Raw genomic sequence first — 12,879 nt, 5'->3', positions numbered from 1 at the left:
TTAAAATTTGATGTTGAGGCCCAGGTTCAGGATTCGCTGCTGCGGATAGAACTGGCCGCTTGGATTGTTACCTTCCGGATCGTAATCCTTCACGCCGGTGATCGTAAACAGGTTGAATGCGCTTGCATACACGCGCAGCGACGAAATTTTCAGCCTCGTCAATGCGGCCTTAGGCAGTGTATAGCCCAGTTCCACGTTTTTCAGACGGACAAACGACGAATTATTCAACCAGAAATTATTGGCATACAAACCGCCATTGATCGACGAAGAAGCACGGGTGTCGACACGAGGGTATGAACCATCGGGATTGCTCGGGCTCCAACGGTTGTCGGCCCAGCTGCTGTAAAAGTTTCCTACCTGCCCCGATTCAGGCAACACATACTGGCTCACCATGCCCTGACCGGAGAATACCACCGCCAGGTCGAATGCATCGTAACCTGCATTGAAAGTCAAACCATACGTCAGCAAAGGTACATTTCCGTATTTGCTGCGCACCTGGTCGTCGGCCGTGATCTTCCCGTCCTTGTTGTAATCTTCGAGGATCAGGTCGCCCGGCTGCGCGCCCTGTACGTGCGGGTACGCATCGAGATCCGCCTGCGAGCGGAAAATTCCAAGGGTATTGTACAGCAACTCAGTATAAAGCGGTCCGCCTGTCTGCCGCTGGTAATCCAACGCGCCCGGTGCTTCGTCGATGAAGATCACCTTGCTTTTGGCGTAGGTAATGTTTCCTGAAATGTTGTAGCGGAACTTGCCGTTGTGGTTGTAACCCAATGTCGCTTCCACTCCGGTATTATTCACTTTTCCAAGGTTCTCGTCCGGTACCAGCGGCGTGTTGTCTTTGGTTTTATAAGGATTTACGATACCCGAAGTATTTGGAATAGAAGCATTTCTCGCCGCAAGAATATCCGATCTTTTCTGATTGAAATAGATCACCTCGATATTGAAGTTTTTCAGGAATACCGCATTCAAACCAATATCCAGCTTCTTGGAAGTTTCCCAGGTGATGTTCGGGTTGGCAAGCTTCGTAAGGTCGATACCTGGCGATATCACATTGTTGCCCAGCACATACTGGTTCACGAACGAATAGTTGTTGTAGAACTGAAACTGGCCCACGTTATCGTTACCCAATGTTCCGTAAGAAGCACGGAATTTCAGGTCGTCGATGAAGTTGACGCTGTTTTTAAACCAATCCTCTTCCGAAATGCGGTAACCCGCCGAAACCGAAGGGAAGAAACCATACTGCTTGCCTTTCGGGAAAACCGACGAGCCATCCACACGCGCCTGCACTTCGGCGAGGTACTTCTCATTAAAGTTGTATGCCAAACGCCCGATGTAGCTGCGACGGGTGAAGTTGAAGCTGCTACCTGAGTTGTTTTTGTCGGTTGCAGCCGCGCCACCCTGCGAGAGCTCCGGCGTGGAAGAAGTCGGGAAGTTGATCCGCGTTGCACCGAATTTGGCCTCGTTACGCTTGTTCTGCTCGAAGGCCACAAATGCATTGATATTGTGTTTGCCAAACGTTTTGAGGTAGTTCAAGCGCAAGTTCTGCGTGATGTTGGTGATGTTAAGCTGCGATTGGTCGATTGACGCCGCACCTGCCGAACCACCGGTAACAACGCCTGTGTAAGCGCCGGTTGCCTTGTTGTAATTATAAAGCGTGTAAGGAATGCTGAACGACTTCGAAAAGTTGAACGACTTGTCCACCGAATAAAAACCATCCACCGAAAGACCGTCCACAAATGGCAGGTTGTAGCTCGCGCGCAGGATACCGTTGAAAATTGAAGTGGGGTTGCTTACGGTACCACCCATGTTGGTTCCCAGTACCACAGGGTTCTGGTTCTCGACGCCGGTCGAATAGTAGCCGTTCGGATATTGCGCAATCACCGTAGGGTAAGCACGGTAAATCGAACGGAAGGTATTTCCTGCCGACGAAATCGGGAATGCACGGTTTTCCTGACGACCGGAGAGCCCGAGGCTAACTTTGAAATCCTTGGTCACATTGGCGTCAATGTTCGAGCGGAAATTATACTGTTTGTACTTCGTCGCACCGTTTTTGTATAAACCATCCTGGTAAATCGTGCCCAGCGACACGTAGTACTTTACGTTGTCTGTACCGCCATTGATTGCCAGATTATGCTGGTTTTGCAACGCGAAGTTTTTGAGCGCTTCCTTCTGCCAGTCGGTATTCGGGTAGTTCAATGGGTCGGAACCGTTGCGGAATTTCTCGATTTCCTCCGCCGTATAATGCTGGTTCATCCCGCCCGACGGATTGTTATAGTAATCGATTTCGTTCATGATCGTCGCATACGTAGGCGCATCCGCGAGCTTGGGAAGTCGTGTAGCCGACGAAAAACCCTGGTTGAAGCTGTAAGAAATGACCGGCTTGCCCGTTGTACCGCGTTTGGTGGTGACGAGGATTACCCCGTTGGCCGCACGGCTTCCGTAAACCGCTGCCGAAGCATCTTTCAGGATCGAAATGCTCTCGATATCGTTCGGATCGAGGCGATCGAGCCCTCCTACCTGGCCGGGAATACCGTCCACGACAATGAGTACGTCGTTATTACCTGTTGTCGCAAAACCGCGTACGGTGTAGCTCGAACCATCGTAACCCGGCTCACCGCCGCGGTTGTTGGCTACGAAGCCCGAAAACCGGCCTGCCAGGGAGTTCGAAAGGTTGGGTTGCGGGCTTTTCACAATGTCCGCTCCTTTCACTTCCGAAACAGAGCCCGTCAATGTGGCCTTTTTCTGCGTACCATAACCTACGACCACGATCTCGTCCAGGGTTTTATCGTTGGGAGCGAGCTTCACGTCCAGTTGGGAGCGGTTGCCTACCACGATTTCCTGGTTCAGATAACCGATGTAGGTAAACACGAGCGTACCGTTGCCATCCGGCAGGTTCAGCGAATACTTACCGTCCACGTCGGTAGTAGTACCGGTAGAAGTACCTTTCAGGATCACACTTGCGCCGGGCAGGCCTTCGCCTGTTTCGGAAGTGACCGTTCCTTTCACGTTAAAAGTGCCTTGTGCAAACGCTGAAAGGGAGGTTAAGGCGAAGAGCAGCAAAAAACACGCGGTGCACAAACTCGCCCGGAGGGCGTTGCCAATGGCAGGCAGACCGGTACCTTTTTGCGGGGTTGCTCCGAGAATTGGCCGGATCGGCCAGTTGACGGTGTAAAGGGCCACCCGGAGGGTTGTCCGAACATCATCACCTCTGTAAAAAGTTTTTTTCATACAGCTGTAAAAGTTGAATAATTGATGCCGATCAGTTCACTGAAGCAGCAGGCCGGCGATCTTGGTTTAGTCATAAACCAGAGCGACCGCCCGCCGCTTTTATAAATTGATCAATCAAAAGTAGGACTATTTCAACCCGGCCATAGGGGGACATTTTCGCATTAAAGAGGGGGTGAATTCACAAAAAATGCCCGATTCTGTTGGAATCAGGCATGAAAAGCTGGGGATACTCCAATAAACGTCCGGCTTACACAGCCTTTTTCCGGAAAAGGTCCTTATCGATCGTGCTGCGCTCGTGGAACGGCTTTCTGAATTTTTTCACATAATCCGAAGGCTTCATTCCAAACAGTTTCTGGAAATGCTCACGGAAATAGCGGATGTCGTTGATGCCGACGCTGAATGCCGTTTCGCTGATCGTGATATCAGTCGTGATGAGCAGCTGGGCGGCCTTACGGAGGCGTATGAACCTCACAAAACTGGTCGCCGACTGCCCTGAAATCGACTTAATGCGGTTATAGAGCGTAGAATGGCTCATCCCGATTTCCGCTGCAAGCACTTTAACATTGAAACCTGGGTCGGTGATGTGGTTCTCCACAATGCGGATACACTCGGTCAGGAACTCCTTATACTCGACTGAAATCTTGAAATCGCTCGTCTGCAGGGTGATTTCATTGTAAAAATACCTCTGGAGATCGTTGCGGTTACGGAGGATCGACGCCACTCTTGCCACCAGAATGTCCTTATCGAACGGCTTGCTGATGTAATCGTCGGCTCCGCCCTCAATGCCTTTCAGGCGCACGTCCTGCGAGGTGCTGGCCGTCAACAGGATCACCGGAATGTGGCTCAATGCCATATCGAGCTTCATTTGCCGGCACAGTTCGATACCCGAAGTACCTCCCATCATCACATCGCTGATCACAATATCGGGTAAATGCTTCCGTACGAGTTCCAGCCCCTCCTCCCCGCTCCCGGCGTCGAACATTTTGTACTTTCCCGAGAAAATGGAAGCCAGGTACTGCCTGATTTCCGGGTCGTCGTCGACAATCAGCATTGTGTGACTTTCGGTCGAAGGCTCCTTCATATCCAGCAACTCGCTTTGCCAATCGGGCAGCGCAGGTGCTTTCACCGGCATTACCCCATCCGAAAGCTCTTCAAGCAATACCGAACCCGGTATTTCGCTTCCGCGGGCATGGGAAACAAGGTCCGGGTGAGCCTTCCAAAGTAAAACGTGAAACGTAGTCCCACGGTCGAGCTCCGATTCATACCGCAGCTGCCCGAAGTGGTTCTCCACGAATGTTTTAGCCAGGTACAATCCAATTCCAAAACCACCCTTGGCCGTAAAACGGCGGTCGGCATATTGGTGAAAAACCTTGAAAATATCCTCGCCTGCATCCGCCGGAATCCCCGGCCCGGTATCGCTCACCGTAATTTCAACCTGATCGCCAAGGTCGAACACCTTTACGTGGACCGTTCCCCGCTCGGGGGTGAATTTCAATGCATTGGAAATGAGGTTAAAAATAGCTATTTCAGTTTTCTCCCAATCACAAAGCACTTCCAGTTCGGTTTCGGGTAGTGTCAGCTCGTAATGAATGTGTTTTTGCTCGGCCTGGTGCAGGAAGCATTGGAATACCTCGGTAACCAGTTGCGGAAAGTGATGCGCGGCGGGTTTGAGCTGGTCGGTCTGCTGGTCGGCTTTGCGGAAAAGCAGCAGCTGGTCGACGAGGCTGAGCAGGCGTTTGGCATTGCGATAAATGATGTGCATGTTGGCGGTGGTCGCCGACGAGACGTCGGCAGATGGCGACACCGACGAGACGTCGGCGCCAACGGCGCTTTGCATCATCTCCCGTATAGGATTGATAATCAATGTAAGCGGCGTACGGAACTCATGTGAAACGTTCGTAAAAAACGACAATTTCTTCTCGTTCAGCTCCATTTGCTGGCGCGTCTCCATGTGCGCGAGCTGCACTTCATACTTCATCTTCTCCTGGCCCAGCTTGTATTGCTGGTAATAGTACAACACGACCCCGATCGCCAGGATGTAGAGGAAATAGGCCCACCAGCTCTGGTACCAGGGCGGCATGACACGGATCGGCAGCGAAGCAAAGTCTTCAAACCAGATGCCGTCCTGGTTGGCCACCTTCACCTTAAATTCATAATTCCCCGAAGGCAGGTAGCGGTAGGTTGCCGAGCGCTCGTTTTCCACGTAGTTCCAGTCCTTGTCCAGGCCTTCCAGCATGTAGGCGTAGCGCGTGAGCTCCGGATAAGCGTAGTTCAATGCCGTATAGTCTATTGAAAAAACAGGTTGGTCGGGTTTGATCGAAAACCTACGCTGTTTGCCCAGGTATTCAAATAGCGAGATCGCCTCATTTTCCTTGTCTTTTCCGAATATCCTGATCCCGCTGATCATTACCTTCGGCTGGTAGCGCGATGCCCGCACCTGTTTCGGATCGAAGAGGTTCCAGCCCTCCGTACCGCCGAAGCTCATGAAACCGCTCTTGGTATTCAATAACGCAGAACCCGGATTGAATTGACCGCCTTGCAGGCCGTGGCTGGTATCGAAATTCTCGATCGAACCTGCCTTTAAGTCGATCCTCGACAATCCCTTGTTGGTACTCACCCATACTTTGTCCTGGCTCTCCGGCTGGATCGCATTGATCACATTGCTCGCCAAACCGCGTTTTTCATCGAAAAGACGGACTTTTTTCGCCCGCGTATCGAACAATAGCAGCCCATTCCCTTCCGACCCGATCCAAAGCCGGTCGAGACCATCCATATATAACGAGAAAACAATGCGATTCGACAAATAAGGCTCCTTACCCGCCGCATTGAACCACGCGGCAAACTCCATCGTACGGGTATTGAGGTAATTGAGCCCGCCTCCGTAAGTACCAATCCAGAGGTTCCCGTATTGATCCTCCGTAATGGCCCGGACATCGTTCGCATTGATCGAACTGTTGGACGGAATGAAATTGCGAAATTTCCCGGTCCGCTCGTTGAGCAAGCTCAGCCCTCCCCCGTTCGTCCCGACCCAGATATTCCGGCGTCGGTCCTGGTAAATCACCCGCACATCGTTTTTACCCAGTGAATGCGGGTCCGACGGATCTGCTGCATAACGCTTGAAGCTGTCTGTGGCGGGGTCGTAGCGGACCAGCCCTTTGGAATAGGTACCAAACCACAACCGGTCCTGCCTGTCGCGGTGCGCGGCGATGACGGCCCCGTCGGGCAACTGGCCGGGCTGGCCGGAAGCGGCGTAATGCTTGATTACTTCACCTGATGCAGTCGTTTTGTAAATACCGTCGCCATCCGTACCGATCCACAGGTTACCGTCTTTGTCGGCACACATTCCATAGTACCGCAAATAGCTTTCGGCTCGGGAATCAATGGTTTTTTGTTCAAACTTCCTGAATTTCTCGGGTATGGCGCTGATCAGGTACGTCCCCTCGCCATACGTGCCGAGCCACACGTTGCGGTCCTTATCAATATAAAGCGATTGCACCGAGCGCTGCGTAATGCCCTTATTATCCTTGTCATGCACTTGTTCGAAAACCAGTGCATCCGGCGCTCGCACCGCCATCTGCGACAATGCGAGGCGGTAGACCCCGCCATCCTGCACACCGATCAACAGGTTCTGCTGGCGATCTTCGATCAGCGAAAGGTAGATATCGCTGTGATGAAACGTATTGATATGCAAATCATAAAAGCGGTTTTCAGCTCTTTTGAACAAGATCAGCCCCCGGGAAGACGCGATCCACACATTCCGCAAATGGTCTTCATAAATGGCATTGATCCGCGACGCCGGCACATTATCCGTGTCCACCCCGGCCTTCACCAATTTGCCGGAAGGGTTGTATTTCCACACTTCGATCCCACTATCGCGCGAGCCGAGCCAGAGCATTCCCTGCGAATCCTCGAACACATTCAGGATGGAATTCGTGAAAAGTCCGGGCAGTGTTTGCTGGCTATGATGTATAAACTGATGAGTTTTAGTATTGAATGAAGCAAACCCGGAGCCATTCAAGGCAAGCCAGAGACGGTCGCCATGCCCTTGACTGATGTCGCTCACATCGTTTCCGACGCCACTTTTGTTTTGAAATGGCTTGTACCGGTTGAAACGCTGGCGGGCGGGCACAAACTCGGCGATCCCGTCGCGGGAGGAAACCCAAATCGTACCGTTTTTATCCCGAATGATGGATTTGACATAATTACCCGGCAAGCTATGCGGGTCGTTGCGGTCGTATTTGAAGTTTCTGAATGCAGTACCATCAAACCGGCTCACGCCGTCGCCTGTTGCGAACCACATCAGGCCGTCGTTGTCCTGCGCAATGCTGTTCACCACGCCAAACGACAAGCCTTCCCGAATCGAGTAACGAAGCACCCGCCCGGCGGCGTTGTCCACAGCATGCCCTGCCAGAGCTGCGCAGCACAGGCAAAGTGCTATTGAATTTGAAAATATGCGTTTCATCACCCGCATAACCCGCTTTTCTGACATATTTCCGAACGAAGTGGTTCTTACCCGCCCCGTTTTTTACAGGCGGAACTTCAAATATAACAGAATCGGCGCCGACTATTTAAAGGATACCTTCAACTTCTGGATGGACTGGTTCCTGAAAAATGCCACCTCTCCCTCTCCCATCCAGTTGATCTCCTGAAAAACGTCCATCAGCTCCGTCACGTTGGCGATGTCGCGATGATTCAGGACGCGGATCACATCGCCCGGCTTCATGCCTGCGCGCGCGAGAATGCTGTTTTCCGATACCGCTTCCACTACTACACCCTTCTCATCCGGTAACCCATATGCCGAGCGGTCCCCCAGCCCGTTGACATTCCGTAACTTGCCGCCCAGCCATGCCGTTTCCGATGTGGTTTTGCCATCGGCTACATTTTTGATCGCCGGCAACGGAACATGCGCCGCCTGGCTTTTCAGCTCGGGCGAAACGACACCAAACTGGTCCATTGGAAAATTCACAAACCCGATTTTCAATGCCGGACTGCCCGGTTTCACCCGGTAATCGCCTCGGGTAGCATCTTCAAACATCGGGTCGCCAGCCACGCTATGGGCATCGGTACCATTCAGACGGGCCTTTTCCAGCGCCTGTTGGTCGGGAAAGAGGTTATAATCGACCTCCTTGCCCCATTCATTCACCCGGATAGGCGCGTACGGCTTGGTCACGATGTTTTTCCGGAACACATCCCCGCTTCGGGCAAACCATACATGGGGATGAAAAGAGTTGTTGACCATAATATTGTTCTCCACCACCCGCTGAAACCCTTCGCGCAGCTTCAAACCGCCGTTCAGGCATAAATTATTGTAAATGTGATAATTGGAACTTCCATCATCGAGATCGATATCCCAGCCATGATCGCAGCGGAAACGGTTGTTGCGGATGACGATCGTCTTGCCGGCATCGAGCAGGATCAGCTCGGAATGCGCAGCTGCGAGGCTATCCATCCTTTCGCGCACCGGATGCCAGAACCGGTCGCGGCCCCAGGAATTGAACGACCCATGATCGCCCGTTTCAAGCACAGTATCAAATACATCGTTGAATTCGATCACATGCCCGCCCCACGTGCCCTCGCTCACGTTAATGCCCGCACGCGGGATGTTGTAAATCGTGTTATGGCTCACGGTGATCTCCATACTCATCGAAATCTCCACGCCGGCAATCTGCTTCTCCACACGCCCCAGACCGTGCATCAGGTTATCGTAAACCCTGCATTGGGCCGGGTAATTGTTGGTTTTCGGGCCGGGCGTCTTATCCATCTGGTCGTAAGGCACCGATTGGTTGTATTCAAAAGCCGGCGAACGCACCGCGGCGGGGTCGCCTACGAAGCAAACCGCGCTGGCGCCGGTTTCCTCGAAATGGCAGCCCGACACTTCGCCTCCCCGGTTATAATTGCTGAAAAACACCCCGTTGCCGCCTGTCGCATTGAAATGGCATTTCCGGATGGCGCAGTTTTCAGTGCCTTCCAGCAACACCGCTCCGCCGCGGTAAATAGCCCAGTCGCTGCGGAGCAGCGGTTCCCTGGTTTCCATGAAAGTGCGGAGGGTATGCGTGAGTTCGAGCCCCTCGATATGTATATTCCGTACGGGCTTCCCCACCGATCCTCGGAATTCGAACAAATGTCTGATCTGCGGTGTAAGCACCACGGGCACGTCCGGCGCGTATGCGTAAAGCGTGTGCGACGCGGCGTCATAATACCATTCGCCGGGTGCGTCGAGCTCTTCCAGCAGGTTTTCGATGAACCGGTATTTATCGTGCATACCCATCTGGCGGTTGTTCTGATAACCTCCTTCGAGCGCCAGGGTGGTGTCGCTGCTTTTGCCGGTTACCCGGTAATGGTAGTCGCCCCATTCGTGCTTGTGCATTGCATGAACGAATGCGCCTTCCGGTTTCTTCCAGGACTTGATTTTGGCCGCAGACAGTACATCCGCCGAATACCCGCCAAAATGGCTCGCCGCCGGGTCGAAATTCGGGTAACGCGCCATGTGCAGCTTTTTCTTACCGATAAAAAGCTGGTCGAAAATGTAGTTGCCATTAATCGTCGCCTTCTTGACATTCCCTTTGTATTCCAACCATTTAACGGCAACTGCTGCTGCACCGCTAATGGTTACTTTCTCTCCCGGGTAGGACTTGAAGGTAAGCGTCTGTCCCTCGCTCCGGGAGTCCTCCGGCCCGAAAACCAGGGGTCTGGAAAGCAGGTACGTACCTTTCCGTAGAAATACGGTAACCGTCCCGCGCATGCCACGTGCTTTGTTGCGCGCAGCTTCAAGCGTTGCCAGCGGCTTCTCCCGCGACCCGGGGTTTCGATCGTTACCATCCGGCGCCACGTAAATGTCCGCGGCGAATAATGAGCTCGTAAATACCGTACAAAACACGACGGTTATCAGGCTGACAATAAGAAACCTGGTTCTAAAAAAGGTCATAAAGAGCGGGAAAATGTTCTGCTATTCTGTACAAATCACACGTAACAAAGCAATCGATCGACTGATATCTACCTAACACGAAAACTCATTAATACCTGCCGATGGGTAAATAGCTGAATAAGAAATTCCATCATCAGCCTTATATCTAAACCTTGTTGCCCAGGGCTATTTGTCAATTTGCAGAACTTTCATCAACCTGAATTATGAATGAAGCACTTATCTTTTTAGAGCAGAGAATCTTCTGTCAGTTATCGCCGACGTTCTTTCGGGCTTTATTACATCCTTTTCCTTTCTTTTTACGCTTCTGCTCTTATTTCGTCCGCGCATTAAAATAGCCGGTCAGATCGCAACGCATGTCAAATCCTACGGCGGTCGATCGAACAAATGGTATTGCTTCAAAATCATCAACAGATCGCTTTTCAGGGCATTTGACCTTCGTGTGGAAGTTACTCAAAAGATCCCCATGACCGGCCCGGAGGGCAAAACGAACCACCGGACTGTCCCATTGGCGCTGGTAAAAGATCAGTACAACTACGTGGCACCGTTCCGTGTTGGCGAGAAATCCGAATATGCACTGTGGTTTCTGACCACCGACGACATTTTGACGATACTTAATGAAAATGAACACCACATCGTCGAACTGAGAGTAATCTGCAAACATGAACTTACCGGCTTGGGAAGCGTATTTGTAAGAACATATTCAAAACATGATATCAAGGAAGGCACTTTCAAATCGGGCAACACATTTGAAATTGTGAATTGAAAGCCGTATCATTACATTACTTTTAAGCCAACAAGGTTAAAACTCAATCTGCTATGAAACTAGACATTATTGTGATCTAAGCCCTTCCGGGGACAAGATTAAACTGAAAACGCAAAGGGCGCCTGATACGAGGCGCCCTTTGTCATTCCAATGTCTAGCTGACCCTCCCGGTAGCCGCCGGGATTGCTCAACTCCTACCAGCCCATATAATAGGTATCGCTCAACCACGTCGGACGGGTCAGGTGAAAATGCGATTCCAGCATTTTCTCCGCCTCGCAGAATGCTCCTTCCACCCATCCCTGCTGATCGGAATAGGCTTCGCCTACGACATAAATATTTTCATCGGTATCAGGCTTGCGCATGTAGGGCATGACGTTCCAGACCGCAACACCGGCTTTCCAGGCATGGTACCCGGCACCAAATGGGTCGTCGGACCAGTCCCTGAAATAGGTCACGTATGGTTCAGGGATTTCAACATCCGCGCCGTGCAGCTCACGCAGCTGGTTCATAATTTCGTTCACCATCAGTTGGGTAGCCTGCTCTCTTTCGAGCGCTTTCAGCTCCGCGAGCGAGGCCGATTCTGCCGCACTGACTTTGAAAAGCACGGTATCATCCGAAAGTGCCTTCCAGAATGTCTCCGTTTCCATATCCCCGTAGCTGCCCAGCAGCATCGAGTTGTTGTTCTGCGGATCGGTACCGAAATAGTAGCACTGGCGCATCGGAAGGTCGGTGATCGAATGCCCCGAGTCGATACCCAGCTTTTTCCACCACGGCTCCCGGAAGCCCATTAGTATTTTGAATGCAGGCTCCATGATCACCGAGCGGATGTTGTGATCGAGGGCCGTGTTTTCATTGGAATTGAAAAAGAAGTTCTGCTGATCGAGCAATTCCAGCGACTTCCGCGGCATACCCAATATGATGTGATTGGCGTAGGCATGCCAGATCTGGTTAGCCGGTATATTCAGGAACGTCAGCTCATAGCGATAGTGCTCCCGCTGATCGTGGCCTTTCGAGAAGGTCAGCAGCTTGTTTTCCGACCAGATACACGCCCCCGGAATGCCCATGTATTGGTTCGCCAGCGCATACGCAATGCTGTCGTAGCCTTCCTCGATGGTTTTGTAGGTAACATCAGCCGAAAAATCGCCTACCATATAAGGAAATGCTTCCGCCGCATTCCAGTTGATCGTGTTGGAATAATACCCGCCCGCATTGGCCACAAAACTGTACCCTTCCTCCGAAACCTGGTCCTTGATCAGATTCCAGAAGCCGAGGTCGTTCACTTTGCGCCCGTCGTAAGGCGATCCGGGGAAATGGTAAGTGAGGTTAGGCTTCACCTGGTCCCAATCCCGGCTGGTCAGTTTGAATCCGTAATCATATTGCGTCGGCCCTTTCGTCACCAGGCTTGAATAGTTGCTCACAAACCACGGATCGGCCATGAGCACGTCGTAGATAATCTTGTTGAAAAGCTGGTCGGAGCTGAAACCAATGTCGTCGTCGTTGAGATAATAGCGGGTTACCAGCTTCTCACCCTTGTCTTGCGCCACATTCCAGGCATTCTGTTTGAAATGCTGCTTGCGGAGGTAAAAAAGCAGGTCGGCAGGGTTACCCATCGGGAACGGAACGGGCGTCATATGGTCTTTGAGCACGGGGGTACGTTTGCTCAGGTCTTTTTCGGTCAGCGGGTAACCTTCAATGAGCGTCGTCACGATTTCCTGCGAAGTGAGGTAACGCATGCCCCCCAATTCGCCCCAGAAGTTCATTCCCGGCAGGATCACCGATTCGAGCCGCCCGCCGAGCCGCTCGCTCATATCGAAAATTTGCACCTGGTCGCCGGCGTACTTACCGACGTCGGTAAGACGGAAGGCACTGTACAAACCCGATGTTCCCGCGCCGATGATCGCGACTTCCATCTGCAAGCCGGGCTTCATCCCATTATTTAGCGGCGTGTTTTTATTCATGTTGA

General features: G+C 52.0%; 5 protein-coding genes. 1 reads left to right on the top strand and 4 read right to left on the bottom strand.

Annotation, left to right across the window (positions count from 1 at the left end; all coding sequences use genetic code 11):
- From ACQ4MZ_RS18945 to ACQ4MZ_RS18935, 3 genes are all read right to left on the bottom strand, one after another.
- Positions 1-3,228: a SusC/RagA family TonB-linked outer membrane protein gene (locus ACQ4MZ_RS18945; protein ID WP_430847326.1), complete on the bottom strand. Its 3,228-nt coding sequence runs from the start codon at positions 3,226-3,228 to the stop codon at positions 1-3.
- 247 nt (positions 3,229-3,475) lie between these two features.
- Positions 3,476-7,690, bottom strand: a complete 4,215-nt coding sequence (locus tag ACQ4MZ_RS18940) for a two-component regulator propeller domain-containing protein (RefSeq protein ID WP_430847324.1) — start codon at positions 7,688-7,690, stop codon at positions 3,476-3,478.
- A 102-nt stretch (positions 7,691-7,792) separates the two neighbouring features.
- The gene (locus ACQ4MZ_RS18935; RefSeq protein WP_430847322.1) at positions 7,793-10,153 is read right to left on the bottom strand and encodes a right-handed parallel beta-helix repeat-containing protein; all 2,361 of its coding nucleotides are present in this window, start codon (positions 10,151-10,153) and stop codon (positions 7,793-7,795) included.
- A gap of 439 nt (positions 10,154-10,592) precedes the next feature.
- On the opposite strand from ACQ4MZ_RS18935, the gene ACQ4MZ_RS18930 reads away from it, so the two are divergent.
- Positions 10,593-10,916: a hypothetical protein gene (locus tag ACQ4MZ_RS18930; RefSeq protein ID WP_430847320.1), complete on the top strand. Its 324-nt coding sequence runs from the start codon at positions 10,593-10,595 to the stop codon at positions 10,914-10,916.
- 194 nt (positions 10,917-11,110) lie between these two features.
- Here ACQ4MZ_RS18930 and ACQ4MZ_RS18925 read toward each other — a convergent pair whose 3' ends face one another.
- Positions 11,111-12,874, bottom strand: a complete 1,764-nt coding sequence (locus ACQ4MZ_RS18925; RefSeq protein ID WP_430847319.1) for a flavin monoamine oxidase family protein — start codon at positions 12,872-12,874, stop codon at positions 11,111-11,113.
- Between the last annotated feature and the right edge of the window lie 5 nt (positions 12,875-12,879).

It is taken from the genome of Dyadobacter sp. BHUBP1, assembly GCF_050587785.1.
Lineage (GTDB): Bacteria > Bacteroidota > Bacteroidia > Cytophagales > Spirosomataceae > Dyadobacter.
The sequence above is the reverse complement of the archived record's forward strand: the minus strand, read 5'-3'. Positions and strand labels throughout refer to the sequence as shown.

Bases quoted from the DNA above. Each gene is read 5' to 3' on its own strand.
- ACQ4MZ_RS18945 (WP_430847326.1), bottom strand. From the start codon at position 3,228: ATGAAAAAAACTTTTTACAGAGGTGATGATGTTCGGACAACCCTCCGG.
- ACQ4MZ_RS18925 (WP_430847319.1), bottom strand. From the start codon at position 12,874: ATGAATAAAAACACGCCGCTAAATAATGGGATGAAGCCCGGCTTGCAG.
- ACQ4MZ_RS18935 (WP_430847322.1), bottom strand. From the start codon at position 10,153: ATGACCTTTTTTAGAACCAGGTTTCTTATTGTCAGCCTGATAACCGTC.
- ACQ4MZ_RS18940 (WP_430847324.1), bottom strand. From the start codon at position 7,690: ATGAAACGCATATTTTCAAATTCAATAGCACTTTGCCTGTGCTGCGCA.